This window comes from Lysobacter hankyongensis, from assembly GCF_039543145.1.
GTDB classification, from domain to species: domain Bacteria; phylum Pseudomonadota; class Gammaproteobacteria; order Xanthomonadales; family Xanthomonadaceae; genus Lysobacter_I; species Lysobacter_I hankyongensis.
Map to the genome: position 1 here is coordinate 76181 of NZ_BAABJE010000010.1, position 18531 is coordinate 94711.

Annotated in this window: 17 protein-coding genes; 15 read left to right on the forward strand and 2 right to left on the reverse strand. The window is 69.4% G+C overall.

The window, feature by feature from the left end; translation table 11 throughout:
* The first annotated feature begins 191 nt into the window (after positions 1-191).
* The 8 genes from putA (at position 192) to ABD974_RS10070 (ending at position 11699) form a co-directional block, all read left to right on the forward strand.
* Complete coding sequence (putA, locus tag ABD974_RS10035) at positions 192-3380, forward strand: bifunctional proline dehydrogenase/L-glutamate gamma-semialdehyde dehydrogenase PutA (protein WP_345303183.1); 3189 nt, start codon at positions 192-194, stop codon at positions 3378-3380.
* Positions 3381-3548: 168 nt separating this feature from the next.
* A complete protein-coding gene (locus ABD974_RS10040; protein WP_345303184.1) occupies positions 3549-4298 on the forward strand; it encodes a class I SAM-dependent methyltransferase in 750 nt (249 codons plus the stop codon).
* A gap of 83 nt (positions 4299-4381) precedes the next feature.
* Positions 4382-6805, forward strand: coding sequence for a Tex family protein (locus ABD974_RS10045; protein ID WP_345303185.1), 2424 nt, complete (start codon positions 4382-4384; stop codon positions 6803-6805).
* Positions 6806-6850: 45 nt separating this feature from the next.
* Positions 6851-7870 (forward strand): tRNA dihydrouridine(20/20a) synthase DusA, encoded by a 1020-nt coding sequence (gene dusA / locus ABD974_RS10050; protein ID WP_345303186.1) that lies wholly within the window; start codon positions 6851-6853, stop codon positions 7868-7870.
* A 22-nt stretch (positions 7871-7892) separates the two neighbouring features.
* On the forward strand, positions 7893-8834 hold the full coding sequence (locus ABD974_RS10055; protein ID WP_345303187.1) for an arginine deiminase-related protein: 942 nt from the start codon (positions 7893-7895) through the stop codon (positions 8832-8834).
* Positions 8835-8989: 155 nt separating this feature from the next.
* Entirely contained in the window at positions 8990-9349 is a 360-nt protein-coding gene (locus tag ABD974_RS10060) for a hypothetical protein (protein WP_345303188.1), read from the forward strand.
* 154 nt (positions 9350-9503) lie between these two features.
* Positions 9504-10190 (forward strand): response regulator transcription factor, encoded by a 687-nt coding sequence (locus tag ABD974_RS10065; RefSeq protein WP_345303189.1) that lies wholly within the window; start codon positions 9504-9506, stop codon positions 10188-10190.
* Positions 10191-10280: 90 nt separating this feature from the next.
* A complete protein-coding gene (locus ABD974_RS10070) occupies positions 10281-11699 on the forward strand; it encodes an ATP-binding protein (RefSeq protein WP_345303190.1) in 1419 nt (472 codons plus the stop codon).
* A 19-nt stretch (positions 11700-11718) separates the two neighbouring features.
* On the opposite strand, the gene ABD974_RS10075 is transcribed toward ABD974_RS10070, so the two are convergent.
* Positions 11719-12480: a M90 family metallopeptidase gene (locus ABD974_RS10075; protein WP_345303495.1), complete on the reverse strand. Its 762-nt coding sequence runs from the start codon at positions 12478-12480 to the stop codon at positions 11719-11721.
* Between the two features lie 13 nt (positions 12481-12493).
* Positions 12494-12799: a hypothetical protein gene (locus ABD974_RS10080; protein WP_345303191.1), complete on the reverse strand. Its 306-nt coding sequence runs from the start codon at positions 12797-12799 to the stop codon at positions 12494-12496.
* Between the two features lie 205 nt (positions 12800-13004).
* On the opposite strand from ABD974_RS10080, the gene ABD974_RS10085 reads away from it, so the two are divergent.
* From ABD974_RS10085 to ABD974_RS10115, 7 genes are all read left to right on the forward strand, one after another.
* Positions 13005-14843 (forward strand): DegV family protein, encoded by a 1839-nt coding sequence (locus ABD974_RS10085; RefSeq protein WP_345303192.1) that lies wholly within the window; start codon positions 13005-13007, stop codon positions 14841-14843.
* Between the two features lie 7 nt (positions 14844-14850).
* Positions 14851-15234: a hypothetical protein gene (locus ABD974_RS10090; RefSeq protein WP_345303193.1), complete on the forward strand. Its 384-nt coding sequence runs from the start codon at positions 14851-14853 to the stop codon at positions 15232-15234.
* Between the two features lie 113 nt (positions 15235-15347).
* On the forward strand, positions 15348-15578 hold the full coding sequence (locus tag ABD974_RS10095) for a hypothetical protein (protein ID WP_345303194.1): 231 nt from the start codon (positions 15348-15350) through the stop codon (positions 15576-15578).
* Positions 15575-16210 (forward strand): glycerol-3-phosphate 1-O-acyltransferase PlsY, encoded by a 636-nt coding sequence (plsY, locus tag ABD974_RS10100; protein ID WP_345303195.1) that lies wholly within the window; start codon positions 15575-15577, stop codon positions 16208-16210. Before ABD974_RS10095 ends, plsY begins: the two co-directional genes overlap by 4 nt.
* Positions 16207-17079 carry a biotin--[acetyl-CoA-carboxylase] ligase gene (locus tag ABD974_RS10105; RefSeq protein WP_345303196.1) on the forward strand — a complete coding sequence of 291 codons (873 nt, stop codon included), beginning with the start codon at positions 16207-16209 and terminating at the stop codon, positions 17077-17079. Before plsY ends, ABD974_RS10105 begins: the two co-directional genes overlap by 4 nt.
* Positions 17080-17086: 7 nt before the next feature.
* Positions 17087-17827: a type III pantothenate kinase gene (locus ABD974_RS10110; RefSeq protein WP_345303197.1), complete on the forward strand. Its 741-nt coding sequence runs from the start codon at positions 17087-17089 to the stop codon at positions 17825-17827.
* Positions 17828-17829: 2 nt separating this feature from the next.
* Positions 17830-18513, forward strand: coding sequence for an SPOR domain-containing protein (locus ABD974_RS10115; RefSeq protein ID WP_345303198.1), 684 nt, complete (start codon positions 17830-17832; stop codon positions 18511-18513).
* The last annotated feature ends 18 nt before the right edge of the window (positions 18514-18531 follow it).

Consider the following 18531-nt stretch of genomic DNA (forward strand, 5'->3'; position numbering starts at 1 on the left):
GTAGGAAGCCGGGCGGCAGAGGCAGGCGGAAAAACCTGTCCGGCCCGAAGCGATTCCCGGGAAACCCGAGAATGGTAGCCGTTCGCCGCAGACAGGGGCAAGGGAAGCCGGTCGCGCATACGCGGGCGAAGGGGTACAAATGCAGGCTTCGGCACTGCTAGTATCCGCGCCTCGCCGCCCTTCGGACCGCCGTGAACGCCCTTCTGACCCCCGAATTGCCGGCCACGCCCGACCCGCGCCGGGCCGCCATCACCGCGGCCTGGGTCCGCGACGAAGCCGAGCACGTCCGCGAACTGCTGGCCGCCGCCCGTCAGCCGGACCCCGACCGCGCCGCTGTCCAGGCCACCGCTGCCGACCTGGTGCGCCGGGTCCGGGCCCGGGCGCAGGACCAGGGCGCCATCGAGGCCTTCATGCGCCAGTACGACCTGGGCAGCGAGGAAGGCGTGCTGCTGATGTGCGTGGCCGAGGCCCTGCTGCGCATTCCCGACCAGGACACCGCCGACAAACTGATCCGCGACAAGCTCGGCGACGCCGACTGGAAACGGCACATGGGCCAGTCGGACTCGGTGCTGGTCAACGCCTCGACCTGGGGCCTGATGCTGACCGGCAAGCTGGTTGATCTGGCCGACGACACCAAGCGCGACGTCCACAACGCCTTCAAGCGCCTGATCGGCCGCGTCGGCGAGCCGGTGATCCGCCTTGCCGTGCGTCAGGCCATGCGGATCATGGGCCACCAGTTCGTGATGGGGCGCACCATCGACGAAGCCCTGTCGCGCAGCCGCAAGGGCGACAGCGCGAACTACCGCTATTCGTTCGACATGCTGGGCGAAGGCGCGCTGACGACGAAGGATGCGCTGCGCTATCTCGACGCCTACCGCATGGCGATCCACGCCATCGGCAGGAGCGGCCCGGGCGGCGATTTCGTTTCCGCGGATGTCTTCGCCGCGCCGAGCATCTCGGTCAAGCTCTCCGCCCTGCATCCGCGCTACGAACACGCCAAGCGCGCCCGGGTGTTCGCCGAACTCGGTCCGCGCCTGCTGGAGCTGTCGCAGCTCGCGAAGCGCTACGGCATCGGCCTGACCATCGACGCCGAGGAAACCGACCGCCTCGAAATGTCGCTCGACCTGATCTTCCAGGTGCTGTCCGACTCTTCGCTGGCGGGCTGGAACGGCTTCGGCATCGTCGTGCAGGCGTATCAGAAGCGCGCGCCGTTCGTGATCGACTTCATCGCCGACCGCGCCCGCGCGCTGGGCCGGACGATCCCGGTGCGACTGGTGAAGGGCGCGTACTGGGACAGCGAGGTCAAGCGCGCGCAGGTCGACGGCCAGGCCGGCTATCCGGTGTTCACGCGCAAACCCAATACCGACGTGTCCTATCAGGCCTGCGCGCGCAGGTTGCTCGACGCGACCGACGCGATCTATCCGATGTTCGCGACCCACAACGCGCAGACGATCGCCGCGATCCACCGGATGGCGCGGGACAGCGCCTACGAATTCCAGAAACTGCACGGCATGGGCGACGACCTCTATGCCGAAGTCATTCCGGCGGATCGCCTGAACGTGCCCTGCCGCGTCTACGCGCCGGTGGGTTCGCACGAAGATCTGCTGCCGTATCTGGTGCGCCGCCTGCTCGAGAACGGCGCCAATTCCAGCTTCGTCAATCGCATCACCGACGAGAGCGTCGCCATCGACGACCTCATCCGCGACCCGGTCGAAACCGTGTCCGCGTTCGACAGCATCCCGCATCCGCGCATCCCGCTGCCGGTCGATCTGTACCGCAGTTTCGGGCACGAGAGAGACAACTCCATGGGCATCAACCTCGCCAACGATTCGCAGCTGCAGGCCCTCGCCGAGCAGATCAACGCCGCGGGCGCCGGCAGTTGGCGCGCCATGCCGCTGGTGCCGGGCGCCAACCTCGCCGCCGACGCCGAATCGCGCGGCATGCTCGCGGTGACCAATCCGGCCGATCGCCGCGAAACCGTCGGCCGCTGGCAGCCCGCCGACAGCGCGACCGTCGAAAAGGCCCTGCAGAACGCGGTCGCCGCGCAGCCCGGCTGGGACGCCACCCCGGCCGCCAGCCGCGCCGCGATCCTCGAACATGCCGCGACCCTGCTGGAAGCGCGCATGCCGCAGTACATGGCGATGTGCACCAAGGAAGCCGGCAAGACGCTGTCCGACGGCGTCGCCGAAGTGCGCGAGGCCGTGGATTTCCTGCGCTATTACGCCGCCCAGGCGCGCAAGCACTTCGCGGTCGAAGCCCTGCCCGGCCCGACCGGCGAGTCGAACACGCTGCAGCTCGCCGGCCGCGGCGTGTTCGTGTGCATCTCGCCGTGGAATTTCCCGCTGGCGATCTTCATGGGCCAGGTGGCCGCGGCGCTGGCCGCCGGCAACAGCGTGATCGCCAAGCCCGCCGAACAGACCAATCTCATCGGCCATGCCGCGGTGAAACTGCTGCACGAAGCCGGCATCCCCGAAGCCGTGCTGCAGTTCCTGCCCGGCGATGGCGCCACCGTCGGCGCCGCGCTGACCCGCGATCCGCGCGTCGCCGGCGTCGCCTTCACCGGCTCCACCGAGACCGCCCGCGCGATCAACCGCGCGCTGGCCGGGCGCGAATCCGGCGCCATCGCCGTCCTGATCGCCGAGACCGGCGGCCAGAACGCGCTGATCGCCGACTCGTCCGCCCTGCCGGAACAACTGGTCAAGGACGCGCTGTCGTCCGCCTTCACCTCCGCCGGCCAGCGCTGCTCGGCCGCGCGCGTGCTGTTCGTGCAGGAAGACATCGCCGACAAGGTCGTGCACATGCTCGCCGGCGCGATGGCGGAACTGAAGGTCGGCGATCCCGGCCTGCTGTCCACCGACGTCGGCCCGGTGATCGACGCCGACGCCCTCGCGCTGCTGGAAGACCACGCCGCGAAGATGGCGAAGGACGCGACCCTGATCGCCACCGCGACCACCGACGACAGCATCGAACACGGCACCTTCTTCGCGCCGCGCGCGTGGGAGCTGAAGTCGTTGTCGCAGCTGACCCGCGAAAATTTCGGCCCGGCGCTGCACGTGATCCGCTGGAAGGCCGAGGATCTCGACCAGGTCGTCGACACCATCAACGCCACCGGCTTCGGCCTGACCCTCGGCATCCATTCGCGCATCGACGAAAGCATCGACCGCATCGTCCAGCGCGCGAAGGTCGGCAACATCTACGTCAACCGCAACCAGATCGGCGCGGTCGTCGGCGTGCAGCCCTTCGGCGGCCAGAACCTGTCCGGTACCGGCCCCAAGGCCGGCGGCCCGCACTACCTGCCGCGCTTCGCGACCGAGAAGACGGTCACCGTGAACACGACCGCCGCGGGCGGCAACGCGTCGTTGTTGACGCTTGGAGACTGAGCATCGGCGATGCATCGACGCCCTGCGCTCGCGAGGCTGCGCGGCGTTCCGCCACGCAGCCTGCGCAGGTTCGGATCGCTCGGATGGGCCGATACCGAGCGCGCAAAGCGTGTGTTGCTGACACCGGGCCCGCCCGAGACTGAAGACTGAATATTGAGAGCGGCCGCCATGGGGTTTTTCGACGATTTCTCCAGATTCTTCCAGACCAGCACCACCAGCCCGCTCCCGCACCGGCTGAACGGCCGCCACGACGCGATCATCGCGCGCAATGCGGCACGGCTGGCCGGCAAGCGCGTGCTCGACATCGCCAGCCACGACGGGCGCTGGAGTTTCGCCGCGCTGAAAGCAGGGGCAGCGCATGTTACCGGCATCGAACCGCGACAGTCGCTCGTCGACAACGCCAGACAGACCTTCGAGCATTACGGCATCGCAAGCGACGCCTACGCGCTGCACACCGGCGACGCCTTCGAATTCCTCAGGAAACGCGAATTCGACGTCGTGCTGTGCCTCGGCTACTTCTATCACACGATCAGGCATGCGGAACTGCTCGACCTGATCGAGCGTACGGGCGCCGGCTTCATCGTGATCGATACCGAAATCACCGCGCCGCAGGATGCCCTGCCGGACGTGGATTCCACGGATCCGCGCCTCGTGTTCGGCAACCCGTATGGCATCCAGCTGGTCCGCGACCAGGTCGAAGATCAGCAGATGGCCTTCCCCGACGCGCTGACGCGCAACGGATATACGCTCGCAGGGCGCACGTCGCGCGCGGCGATCCGCTATATGGCGGATCACTTCGGTTTCCGCACCGACGAATTCGACTGGCCGGCGCATTTCCGGGAACACCCTGAACAGCGGTCTGCAATGGTGGATTACGACGAAGGCTGGCGCAGCACGTTCTATCTCGACCGACGCTGACACATCCTGCGTTCCCGCGCCAGCCTGTACGCGCGCGACAGGCGCGGCCACAATCCGGCACAACGCTCATTCGCGCAATCCCGATGCCCAGTACCGAAATCGCAGTCGCCGCCCTCCCCGCCCCCACCCGCTCCGCCGCCGGCATCGCGACCGTCATCGCCGACACCATCGCCGCGGAAATCGTGGCGAAACCGGCGCAGGTGCGCGCGGCGGTCGAACTGCTGGACGAAGGCGCGACCGTCCCGTTCATCGCGCGCTATCGCAAGGAAGTCACCGGCGGACTCGACGACACCCAGTTGCGCGATCTCGAATCGCGGCTGGTGTATCTGCGCGAGATGGAAGAACGCCGCGACGCGATCCTCGCGTCCATCGCCGAGCAGGGCAAGCTGACGAAGCCGTTGCTGGACGAGCTGCTCGCCGCCGACAGCAAGGCGCGACTCGAAGATCTGTATCTGCCGTACAAGCCGAAGCGGCGGACGAAGGCGCAGATCGCGCGCGAGGCCGGGCTGGAGCCGCTCGCCGATGCGATCCTCGCCGATCCCTCGGTCGCGCCCGACGAACGCGCGAAGCCTTTCATCGATGCCGACAAGGGCGTGGCCGATGTCGCCGCCGCGCTCGACGGCGCCCGCGCGATCCTGATCGAACGCTTCGGCGAGAACGCGGCGCTGGTCGGCGAACTGCGGCAGTGGCTGCAGGACAAGGGCGTGCTGCGCGCGAAGGTCGCCTCAGGCAAGGAACAGGAAGGCGCGAAATACCGCGATTATTTCGATCATTCCGAAGCGTTGGCGACGATTCCTTCGCATCGCATGCTCGCGCTGCTGCGCGGCCGGCGCGAAGACGTGCTGACGATGGATCTCGAACCCACCGCCGACATCGAACAGGGCCACGCCTATGCCGAAGGCCGCGTCGCGCTGGCCGCGGGCATCGCCGCACAGGGCCGTCCCGCCGACAAGTGGCTGACCGACACCTGTCGTCTGGCCTGGCGCGCGCGCCTGCTGCTGAACCTGTCGCTGGAACTCGTCACCGCCGCGCGCGAAAAGGCCGAGGCCGAGGCCATCGCGGTGTTCGGCGACAACCTCAAGGACCTGCTGCTGGCCGCGCCCGCCGGCCCGCGCGTCGTGCTCGGGCTCGATCCCGGCCTGCGCACCGGCGTGAAGGTCGCGGTGGTCGACCGCACCGGCAAACTCGTCGCCACCGACACGATCTATCCGCACGAACCCAAACGCCAGTGGGACGCTTCGATCGCCGCGTTGAAGCGCCTCTGCGCCGAACACCGGGTCGAACTGATCGCCATCGGCAACGGCACCGCATCGCGCGAGACCGACAAGCTCGCCGGCGAACTGATCGCGAAGCATCCGGAGCTGAAGCTCACCAAGGTCATGGTCAGCGAGGCCGGCGCCTCGGTGTATTCGGCCTCGGAACTGGCGGCGCGCGAATTCCCGAACCTCGACGTCAGCCTGCGCGGCGCGGTGTCGATCGCGCGCCGGCTGCAGGACCCGCTGGCGGAACTGGTGAAGATCGAGCCCAAGGCGATCGGTGTCGGCCAGTACCAGCACGACGTGAATCCGTACGCGCTGGCGCGTTCTCTCGACGCGAAGGTGGAGGACTGCGTGAACGCGGTCGGCGTGTTCGTGAACACCGCATCGGCGCCGCTGCTGACTCGCGTCTCGGGCCTGTCGTCGTCGGTGGCGGACAACATCGTCGCGTTCCGCGACCAGCACGGCGCGTTCAGATCCCGCCGCGACCTGCTGAAGGTGCCGCGTCTCGGCGAGAAGACCTTCGAACAGTGCGCCGGCTTCCTGCGCATCGCCGATGGCGACCAGCCACTGGACGCCTCATCGGTGCATCCGGAAGCCTATCCGGTGGTCGAACGCATCGTGCAGGCCACCGGCAAACCCATCGCCCAGTTGATCGGTGATGCCGCGACGCTGCGCAGCCTGCCGCTCGACCGATTCACGGACGAGCACTTCGGCCTGCCGACCGTGCGCGACATCGTGAAGGAACTGGAAAAACCGGGCCGCGACCCGCGTCCGGAATTCAAGGCCGCGCGCTTCGCCGACGGCATCGAGACCATCGGCGACCTGCAGCCGGGCATGGTCCTGGAAGGCGTGGTCACCAACGTCGCCGCGTTCGGCGCCTTCATCGATATCGGTGTCCACCAGGACGGCCTGGTCCACATCTCCGCGCTGTCCGACAAGTTCGTGAAGGACCCGCGCAGCGTGGTGAAGGTCGGCGACGTGGTGAAGGTGAAGGTCATGGAAGTGGACGTGCCGCGCAAGCGCATCGCGCTCACCTGCCGGCTCGACGACGTGCCGGGCGAGTCGCGCGGCGGCGGTCGCGACGACGCGCGCCAACCCAACGCACGCCAGACCGGCCCGCGCCAGGGTGGCCAAGGTGCGGCTGGCCAGGGCCCGAAAGGCGGCGCCCCCGCGAAACCGCGCCCCGGCCAGTCAGCACCGCCCGCCAACACCGCGATGGCCGACGCCCTGCGCGCGCTGAAGCGCTGACGCCGACGTCCCGGGCGCATCGATCCGGGACGTTACAATGCCCCGATGCCTCCCAGCGCCGCCATTCCCGCAGAGCGACTCCGCCTGTCCGTCGCCCCGATGATGGACTGGACCGACACGCACTGCCGCAATTTCCACCGGCTGCTGGCGCCGCATGCGCGGCTGTATACCGAGATGGTGCATGCGAACGCCGTGATCCACGGCGACCGCATGCGCCTGCTGGCGAAGGACGACGGCCAGCATCCGGTGGCGCTGCAGCTCGGCGGCAGCGAGCCGGCATTGCTGGCGCAGGCCGCACGCATCGGCGCCGAGCACGGCTTCGACGAGATCAACCTCAACTGCGGCTGCCCGTCCGACCGCGTGCAGGCCGGGCGTTTCGGCGCCTGTCTGATGCGCGAGCCGTCGCTGGTCGCCGACTGCGTCGCCGGGATGATCGCGGCGACGCCCGACACGCCGATCACCGTGAAATGCCGGCTCGGCGTCGACGACGATCACGAGTGGGAGCGCTTCCTCGCCTTCATCGACACCATCGCCGCCGCAGGTTGCCGGATGTTCGTGGTCCACGCGCGCAACGCCTGGCTGCAGGGGCTGTCACCGAAGGAGAACCGCGAAGTGCCGCCGCTGCGGTACGACTGGGCCTATCGGTTGAAGCATGAGCGGCCTGCGCTGCAGGTGATCGTCAACGGCGGCATCGCCGATCTCGACGAAGCCACGGCGCACCTGGGCCACACCGACGGCGCGATGCTGGGCCGCGCCGCGTATCACGACCCGTATCTGCTGCATCGACTCGATGCCGCATGGTTCGCCGGCGAGACGCGCACGCGCGGCGAGTTGTTGCGCGCGTGGCGGCCGTACGTGCAGGCGCAGCTCGAACGCGGCACATATCTGAAGCACATGACCCGGCACATCCTCGGCCTGTACCACGGCGAACGCGGTGGTCGCGCGTTCCGCCAGATCCTCAGCGAAGGCGCGCATCGGCCCGGCGCCGACTGGTCGCTGGTCGAACAGGCTCTGGCCGTCACCGAAATACCGCAAGGCCTGCCGTTCGACGAACGCGCCGCCTGATCGCACCGAGACGCCGACGCCCATGCTGACCCGCGACACCGCCGCCTTCATCGATTTCGCGCGCAGGAGCGCGCACGATTTCGGCCCCGCCACCGCCAGCGCAGCGTTCCTGGTCGCACCGGACGGTTTCGGGCTCGCCACTGAATCCGCCACCGACAATCGCTACATGGCAGAAGCCGCGGCCTTCGATGCGGCCCGCGCGTCGGCACAGCACCGCGAGCTGCAGCGCGCACTGTCCTCGGAGCTGCCGGTGGTGTGCTTCGCCGGCGATCCGTCGACGCCCGACGCGGTATTCCCGAACAACGTGTTCGCGACCGCCCGCGGCGATGCCCACAGCGGCGCGCAGGGTTCGGCCCGCCTGATCGTGGGCCGCATGCGCCATCCGGTGCGCCAGCGCGAAGCGATGCGGCCCGATATCCGCAGGTTCTTCCATGAAAGCCTGGGGTACGCCGAGATCGACCTGTCGACCCAGACCCACGTCTGCGAATTGACCGGCGCGCTGGCGATCGATCGCGCGCGAGGGCTCGGCTTCTGCGGCCTGTCCGAGCGCTGCGACGAAGCCGGCGCACGCAGAATGCACGATGCGTTCGGGCTGCGGGCGACGCTGATGTTCGACCTCGCCCCGGGCGAGTACCACACGAACGTGGTGCTGGCGGTACTGGCCGGACGCGCTGCCCTGCTCTGCCCCGACGGCTTCGCGGACGCGGCCACGGTCGAAGCGATCGCGACGATCTACGCGCCGCATGCGATCCGGCTGTCGTCGGCGGAACGGTCGGCGTTCGCCGGCAACGCGATCTCGCTGCACCCGGACACGGTCTGGATGAGCGCGACCGCGGACCGGGCACTGTCCGAAGCGTCGCGCGCGGCCTTGGCGACGGCGGGCTTCACCGTCCGCAGCGTCGAGCTGGACGCCATCGAAGCCGCCGGCGGCTCGCTGCGCTGCTGTATCGGCGAGGTGTTCTGAGCGCGCAGGACGAATGACGGACTGAATGCCGCCCACCCGTCAGCCCGGCGTAAGAAAAAGTTAAGGACGGATTCACTGCCCGGTTTCGAGAATGCCTATCCCAAGCGCGATGATCCGTTCCAGTATCGTCGCCGCCACGACCAGAGTGATTGCCCATGTCGCTGTCCCGCCACCCGCTGAAGCTGTCCGTTCTGGCCGTCGCCCTCGCGGGCGCCACGCTGCCGGCGGTCGCACAGCAGGGACGGCGCCCCCAGCCGCCGCCGGAACCGCCGCGCAACGGCCAGGACGACTCGGTCTCGGACGCCGTGCGTCGGATCGAACGCGCCAACCGCGGACAAGTGCTCAGCGCCGAGCGCATGCAGTACGACGGTCGCGACGTGACCCGCATCAAGGTCGTCGACGACGAAGGTCGCGTCCGCATCTACATGGATGACCCGCAGCCCGCCAACGATGGTCGCCGCAAGCCGCAGCGCGACGAGAACCCGCCGCGTCGTCGTGGCGGCGACGACGACTGAGCACAATGCACGATTGGCGTTGCATCGTGCGATTCGCAGCATCCGCTTAAGCGAAATCTGAACAGGCCACCCCGTCGATGCCCGACGGTCGCGATGCGCGGCTATGCTCCAATCCTGAACGAAACGCCGGTCCCCCGCCGGCCTGGAGCGACCGATGCGCATTCTCCTCGTCGAAGACGAAGCCCCTCTCCGCGAAACCCTGGCCGCCCGGCTGAAACGCGAAGGATTCGCGGTGGACACCGCCCAGGATGGCGAAGAAGGCCTGTACATGGGACGCGAAGTGCCGTTCGACATCGCGATCATCGACCTCGGGCTGCCGAAGATGTCGGGCATGGAACTGATCCAGGCCCTCCGCGCCGAGGGCAAGCAGTTCCCGGTGCTCATCCTCACCGCCCGGTCGAGCTGGCAGGACAAGGTCGAGGGCCTCAAACAGGGCGCCGACGACTATCTGGTCAAACCCTTCCACGTCGAGGAATTGCTGGCGCGCATCAACGCGCTGGTACGGCGCGCCGCCGGCTGGAGCAAACCTTCGCTGGAATGCGGCCCGGTCACGCTGGATCTCGCCGCTCAGACGGTCAGCGTCAACGGCGGCAACGTCGACCTGACCAGCTACGAGTACAAGGTGCTGGAATACCTGATGATGCATGCCGGCGAGCTGGTCTCGAAGGCCGACCTGACCGAGCACATTTATCAGCAGGATTTCGACCGCGATTCGAACGTGCTCGAAGTCTTCATCGGCCGCCTCCGCAAGAAGCTCGATCCCGACGGCGCCCTCAAGCCGATCGAGACCGTGCGCGGCCGCGGCTATCGTTTCGCGATCGCGCGCACCGGAGACGCTTGAGCCGCCCGGCGCTGATCGTCTCTCGCCGCTGCGCATCGCCGCGCAGCGGCGGTGCGTCCGGTCTGTCGACATGCTCCCATCGGCGGCGCCATGCCCACCCGTGAACGTCTCTATCACTGGCGCCCGCGTTCGCTGCAGACGCGGCAGTTGCTGGCGGCCAGCCTCGGTCTGATCGCTTTCCTCGCGCTGGCGGGCTATGCGCTCGACCGCGCGTTCCTCAATACCGCCGAAAACATCATGCGCGAGCGCCTGCGCGACTACGCGCTCGACTTCGCCGGCAAGACCGAATTCAGCCGCGGCGGCGACCTCGTGCCGCCGATGGAAGGACAGCTGCCCGATCCGCGTCTGAAACGCCCCGGCAGCGGCCTGTACGCGCAGATCGTGCTGCCGTTCGCGGTGTGGGAGTCCGACTCGGCGCAGGGCCCGGAACTGCCGGACGTGAAGATGCTCGCGCCCAAACAGCAGAAGTTCGAAGGTCCGCTGGAGATCGTGCGTTCCAACGGCACCCGCGCGCGCGCCTATCGCTATGGTTTCGGCCTCGCGTGGCCCGGCGACGATCTGTCCGACGAAGTGCCGTACACCATCTACGTCATCGAGGACACCGCCCGGCTGCAGAATCAGCTGGTGGTGTTCCGGCGCGCGCTGTGGGGCTATCTCGGCGGCGTAGGCGTGCTGCTGATGCTGTTGCAGGTCCTGGTGTTGCGCTGGAGCCTGCTGCCGCTGCGCCGGGTGATCGACGAACTCAAGCGCGTGCAGCGCGGCATCGCCACGCGGATGAGCGAGCGCCATCCGCGCGAGCTGGAACCGCTGACCGAAAGCATCAACGCCTTCATCGAGAGCGAGCGCGAAAATCTCGACCGCCAGCGCAACATCCTCGCCGATCTGGCGCACAGCCTGAAAACGCCGCTGGCGGTGCTGCGCAGCCGCATGGACAGCGGCACCGACGGTCCGGAACTGCGCGCGGAACTGGACGAACAGCTCAAGCGCATGAACGACCTGGTCGGTTACCAGCTCAGCCGCGCGGCGTCGGGCGGACACAAGCTGTTCGCGGCGCCGCTCGCGGTCGAGGCGAACGCCGAAGAGCTGGTGCGCGGGCTGGAGAAGGTCTACGCCGCGAAGGGCGTGTTCTGCGAATTCGAGATCGACGCGAATGCGCGCTTCTATGGCGAGAAGGGCGATCTGCAGGAACTGCTCGGCAATCTGCTGGAGAATGCGTTCAAGTGGGCGAAATCGCGGGTACTACTTACGGTGAAGGCAGGCGGCACCGCACCCAACCGGCGTCCCGGCCTGCTGCTGGTGGTGGAGGACGACGGCCCCGGCATTCCGGAAGAGAAGATCGCGCTGGTGTTGCAGCGCGGCGTCCGCGGCGACGAGCGCGTGCAGGGCCACGGCATCGGATTGGCGATCGTGCAGGACATCGTGCGCAGCTATCGGGGCGAATTGAAGGTCGCCGCCTCGCAGGAACTCGGCGGTGCCCGCTTCGAGGTCGTGCTGCCGCCAGGGCTGTAAGCGCTATATCGCGCCGCGATCAGACGCCACGGGCCGCGAACGGCGAGGGCCCGTAGAACCGGTCGAGATGCGCCGCCACCGTCGGCAGATGCGTGCGCAGCAGCATCGGCGCGCTGAAGTGGTATTCGGTGCAGACCGCGAAGAATTCCTCCGGCGCTTCCGCGGCGTAGGGATCGATCTCCGTGTCGCGCCCTGCGTCGACCACGTCCACGAACGCATCGTAGGCAGCCTGGAAATCCCGGGCCCATGCGCGCTGCCAGTCGCGCGGCAGCGGCGGCGTGCCGTCGAGCGCGCCATCCAGCGCATCGAGCTTGTGCGCCATCTCGTGTACCGCCACGCAGCAGCCGACATCGGGCTCGGCGAGATCCGCCACCACATCGGCCCAGGACAGGATCAGCGGACCGCTCTCCCAAGCCTCGCCGATCAGGTCATCGTCCCACGCGTGCATGACGCCAGCGGCATCGGTGTATTCGCGCGCGACGCGGAAGGCATCGGGGTAGACGATCAGCTGCGACCAGCCGTGCAGGCCTTCGGCACCGAATTCGAGCAGCGGCAAACAGCAGAGCGCGGCGAGCATGCCGCGCTGATCGTCGTCCAGGACGAGACCGCCGAGCGGCGTGAGGGTCTTCTCGTGCAGGAACCGCGCACTGAGTGCGGCAAGCCGGGTGTCGCGTTCGGCATCCAGCGCACCGACCCACGGCACGGCCGCGCGCACACGGCGCCACTGCGCGGGATCGAGGGTCGGTGCGGGGCGGGCGATCAGCCCACGGAGCCAGCGCAGACTCAGACGACGCTCAGCGGATCATGCCGGGCAGGAAACGATGCCAGCGGGTGCCGCGCACCGGGGCCGGGGCATCGCCGCGACCCGCCGGACGGGGTTTGCCGGCAGCGGGCGCATTGCCGCGCTTCGCGGCGGCGGGTTTCGGGCTGGGTGACGCTGCGGTGATGTCTTCGTCCGCGGCGGCGATGTCCGGGCATTCCGCGGCATCGCCGTCGGCCGCCATCAACGGCGACGTACGGGCCAGCGCCGGCAGGCTGAACGCCAGGCCGAGCAGAGCGAACACGAGCAGCGTCAGCGGTGCGGAGCGGTTGCGGCGCATGGCGGTGTCCAGAGGGTGAATCCCCACAAGACGTCGACTATAGCGCGGATGTGACGACCGCTGTGCGACCGGAGGATGAACGGCAGCTTGCTGCGTCGCAACATCCAGCGCCCTCGCGTTGCGGCAGACTCGCGCCGTGAACACCTCAGCCCAAGGCCGGCAACCGGACGCTGCCGCCCGCCATCCATCCGCGCCGGACGCCACCTTGACCGCCGCAACCCTGCGGCGCGCGCTGATCGCCGGCGCGCGCCGGGTGATCGCCGCCCGCGACGGCCTGAACCGGATCAACGTCTTCCCGGTCGCCGATGGCGACACCGGCAACAACCTCGCCTTCACCCTCGGCAGCGTGCTCAACGGCGCGCTGAGCCGGCGCAGCCGCCACATCGGTGAGCTGCTGCGGCGGATCGGCGACGACGCCATCGACGGCGCCCGCGGCAATTCCGGGGCGATCCTCGCCCAGTTCCTGCACGGGGTAGCCGAACACGCCCGCGCCCAGCCCTCGCTGGACGCCCGGACCCTGGCCGCCGCGGTGCGTCACGGCGCGAACAGCGCCCGCGGCGCGCTGGCGCAGCCGGTCGAAGGCACCATCCTCAGCGTGATCGACAGCTTCGCCGACGCGATGGAAGAAGCGGCGACCCAGCTTCGCGACGATCCACGCGGCGGCTTCACCCGTGCGCTGGCGCAGGCGCGCAGCGCGCTGGCGCGCACCCCGCAGCAGATGGCGCTGCTGCAGAAGGCCGGCGTGGTCGATGCCGGTGCCCAGGGCTTCGTCGATCTGCTCGAAGGCATCGCCGAATTCGTCGAAGGCGGCCCGCGCGCGCTGCGGGTCCGCGGCCACGTGGCCGCAGCGAACGATCTCGATGCCCACGCTCTCGACATGCACGATCACGACGCGCATCCGGCCCACGATGCGGTCGACCCCGAACGTCGCTGGTGCACCGAGTGCCTGCTGATCGTGGACGGCGCCAGCGGACGAATGATCGAGCGCGAGCCGCTGCGCGCGGCGCTCGAAGCGATCGGCGCGGATTCGATGGTGCTCGCGGGCGGCGCCACGCGCATGCGCGTGCATGCGCACGTCGGCGCACCGCAACAGCTGTTCGACGTCTGCGCCGGGTTCGCCACGGTGGAAGGCATGAAGGCCGACGACATGCTGCTGCAGTCGCGCAGTCCGGACCGCGCGGACCGCGTCGCGGTGATCACCGACAGCGCCGTCGACCTGCCCGTGGCCATCGCCGAGCGCCACGGCGTGCACGTGGTGCCGGTGCGGGTGAATCTCGACGGCCGCGACTATCTCGACAAGATCGGCCTGGCCACCGGCGAGTTTTACCGGCGCATGGCCGCGTCGCGGCAACTGCCGCGGACCAGCCAGCCGCCGCCCGGCGACTTCCGTCGCTATTTCGATTTCCTCGCCGCGCATCATCCGGACGTGGTCTACGTCGGGCTGTCGCGCGCGATCTCGGGCACGCTGCAATCGGCCGAACACGCGGCCACGCGCGGAGACACCGCGAAGATCAGGGTCTTCGACACCGTGAACGTCGCCGGTGGCCAGGGCTTGTTGACCTGGCGCGCGGCCGAACTGGCCGATGACGGCGCGGATGCGGAAGCGATCCTGCGCGAACTGGAACGCCTGCGCCCGCTCACGCTGACCTGGGCGATGGCCCGCGACATCAGCCACGCCGTGCGCGGCGGCCGTATTCCGGCCTGGGCCGAACCGGCGGTGCGGTTCACCGGGCTGACGCCGGTGGCGAAAGTGAACACCGACGGCAAGCTGGGCGTCGCCGGCGGGCTGTTCGCGAAAGCGAAGGCGCCGGAAGCCTTTGCCCGCTATGTCGCCAGGCGCGCGCGCAGGTCGCTCGGCAGCACGACCCGCCTGCGCGCCATCGTCGGCCACTGCGATGCGGCCGCGGATGGCGAGCGTCTGCTTGCGGCGCTGCGCGCGCGGCTCGATCTGGCCGAGGCGTATCTGGTCGAAACCGGTCCCGCGATCGGCGCGCATGCCGGACATGGGACGCTGGTGGCGTCGCTGCACCCCGCGCCCGCGTGAGCCCGGCATGAAGGCATGGCTCGTTTTCCTCGCCGGCATCGTCCTCGGTGCCGCGAGCTGGGCGATCCCCGGCGCGATCACCGGCAAGTTCGAACCCTTCGACAACACGACCGGTTTCTTCCTGTGCCAGACGGTGTTGGCGGTCTCTGCGCTGATCGTCGGCCTGCGCGCCGGACTCCTGCGCGCCCTGCTCTGTCTGGTGGGCGCATGGGTCGGCATGAACGTCTACGCCTACACCTTCGGCAGCAGCGAAACGCGCGCCTGGATCCTGTCGCTGCTGTTCTCCTCGCTGGCGCTGCTGATGTTCCCGCTGGCGGCGGCGATCGTGGGCGGGGTCGTGTGGAGGGTGCGTGCGCGCCGATCGACCGCACCGTCGACGCAAGGGCGATAATCGGCACGGCAGACACCGCGGACATCGGCGAACGGCGCATGGGTTGGGCGACAGGACACATCGAAAGACTCCGTCGGGGCGAGACCGTCTCGTTCCGTCCGCGCGGCGGTTCGATGACCGGCCGCATCGAATCCGGCCAGTTGTGCACGGTGGCACCGATCGTCGACTGCACGACGCTAGGGGTGGACGACATCGTGCTGTGCAGGGTCAAAAGCGCGGAGTATCTGCACCTGATCAAGGCCATCGATGGCCAGCGCTTCCAGATCGGCAACAATCGCGGCTACGTCAACGGCTGGATCGGACCGAATTCGATCTTCGGCAGATGTGTGAAGATCGAACCATGAACAGCATCGTCCTGTCTTCGGGCCTCATCCTCGCGGCCTACCTGCTCGGTTCGCTGTCGGGCAGTCTGCTGCTCGGCAGACTGCGCGGCATCGACATCCGCACCCAGGGCAGCGGCAATGCCGGCGGCACCAACGCCTTCCGCACCCAGGGCGCGAAGTTCGCGCTGGGCGTGGTGATCATCGACATCGGCAAGGGTGCGCTGGCGGCATGGCTGGGGCTGCGCTTCGCGGACGCGTCGAATGCGGCCTGGCTGGCGTACGCGACCGCGTTCGCGGCGGCGCTGGGCCATGTCTGGCCGCTCTGGCACGGCTTCCGCGGCGGCAAGGGCGCGGCGACGGTGGTCGGCGGCATCGCGGTGCTGTGGCCGATGGCGATCCCGGTGCTGTTGGCGGTCTGGCTGGGAACGCTGATCCTCACCGGCTATGTCGGCTTGAGCACGATCCTCACCGGCCTGACGGTCGCGATCCTCGCGCTGGCGACACAGGCCGACGCGCCGCGACTCGCGTTCGCTGTGGCGATTGCGCTGCTGCTGCTCTTCACCCATCGCGCCAATGTCGCGCGGCTGCGCGCCGGCACCGAATCGCGCTTCGACAAAGCGCGGCTGCTGCACCGGATGACGCGGCGCGCATGATCACGGCTATCGACGACGGGCTCGAAGATCGGCCCGAGGATCGGCTCGAAGATCCGCTCGACGCGGCGACGCTGCATGCGCGGCTGCCGTCATCGGCCGCCGGCGCCTATGCCGCGATCGAGGTCGTCGACGCCATCGATTCGACCAACAGCGAACTGCTGCGACGGACGACCCCGACGACCGGCATCGCCGCGCTGTTCGCCGAGCGCCAGAGCGGCGGACGCGGCCGAATGGGGCGGGTCTGGGCATCGCCGCCGGGCGCGAACCTCTATCTCTCGCTCGCGCGGCGTTTCGACGGCGACCTGGCCCGCCTCGGCGGCTTGAGTCTCGCGGTCGGCGTCGCCATCGCCGAATCGCTGCAGGCGCTGGGCGCGACGGGCACGCGGGTGAAATGGCCGAACGATCTGGTCGTCGACGACGGCGCGGCGTTGCGCAAGCTCGGGGGCGTGCTGATCGAAGGCGGGCTGCAGGACGGCCGCGCGCGCGCGGTGATCGGACTCGGACTCAACGTGCGCATGCCAGCCGCGGCCGCCGACACCATCGATCAACCGTGGACCGACCTGCACACGCTGCTCGGCGACGCGCTGCCGTCGCGGAACGCGGTGGCGGTCGCGATTCTCGCCGGGTTGGCCGATGCGCTCGAACGCTTCGACTGCGAAGGCCTGTCGCCCTTCCTGCCGCGTTTCGCCCCACTGGACGCATTGTCCGGCAGCGACATCGCCGCGACCGTCGGCGGGCGACTCGTCGAGGGCATCGGCTGCGGCCTGACCGAAGACGGCGCCTTGCGCCTGCGCAGCGGCAACCAAGAAACGACGCTGCGCGCGGGCGAGGTCCGTGTCCGCAGGCGCGCATCCGCGCTGGCATCATGAGCGCACGATGACGACCTGGCTCTTCGATCTCGGCAACACCCGGCTGAAATACGCGCCGCTGCGCGACGACGGCGCGCCGGGCGAGGTGTTCGCGATCGCGCACGGCGGCGCGACGCTGCCCGATGGCTGGGATGCCGCACTGCCCGCGCGTTTCGAAGCGGCCGCACTCACCAGCGTCGGCGCGCCCGCATTGCGGGTCGCGCTGCTCGATGCGCTGACCGCGCGCTGCGGGCGGATCTCGATCGCGCGCACGGTGTCGCGCTTCGGCGACCTGCACATCGCTTATCCGCAGCCCGAAACGCTGGGCGCGGACCGCTTCCTGGCGATGCTCGGCGCGCGCGCGCGCCGGCCGCAAACGGCGGTGCTGGTGGTCGGGGTCGGCACCGCGATCACCCTGGATCTGATCGATGCGCACGGCGCGCATCGCGGCGGCCGCATCGCGCCCTCGCCGGCGCTGATGCGCGAGGCGCTGCATGCGCGCGCGGCGCAGTTGCCGGAACACGGCGGCGCGTACGTCGCCTTCGCCGACAACACCGTCGATGCGCTGCGCAGCGGCTGCGACGGCGCCGCCCTGGCGCTGATCGAACAGGCGCTGCGCGATGCGGAGATCCTGCTCGGCGCGCGGCCGGCGACGATCCTGCACGGCGGCGGCGCCGGCGCGCTGCCGGACGCGGCGGCCGGCGATCGCGACCACGTCCCCGGGCTCGTGTTGGAAGGCCTGGGCGTCTGGGCGACAATGCCGGGATGACGATGCGCGCATTGATCGTGTTGCTGGCGGTGCTGAATCTCGGCGTGACCGCATGGTGGCTGTTCCGTCCCGATGCCGCCCCGGTGGCGACGGTCGACGATGCGCCTTCGGGCATCGCGCGACTGCAACTGGTCAGCGAGCGCCCCGACCTGCAGCCGCCCGCGAACGCCGCACCGCCCCCGCCGGCCGTGGCTGTCGACACCGCAGCCACCATCGCAACGCCGGCCGAGCGCTGCTACAGCATCGGGCCCTTCAGCGATCCCGCCGCGATGGCCGCGGCGCAGGGCGCGCTTCGCCCGGCCGCGCTGCGCCTGCGCACACGCACCGTCCAGCGCGACAGCGGCCGCGGCTGGCGCGTGTTCCTGCCGGCGGCCCCCGACCGCGCCACTGCCGATGCCGCCGCCGCGCGCCTGCGGGCCGCCGGTTTCACCGACTTGCTGATCGTCGCCGACGGCGCCGAAGCCAACAGCGTCGCGCTGGGGCGGTTCAGTACCGAGGCCCGCGCCCGCCAGCACGCGCAGACGCTGGTCGCGGCCGGATTCCAGGCCCGTGCCGAATCGCTGGGCGAGGCGCGCAACAGCGGCTGGATCGATGTCGCCGCCAAGGCGGACTTCGATGCCGCGGCCGCCCGTCGATCCAGCGGCGTCGCGGAAGCGCGCAGCATCGACTGCGCCACCATCCGCTGACCGTCTTCGTCCCCCTGC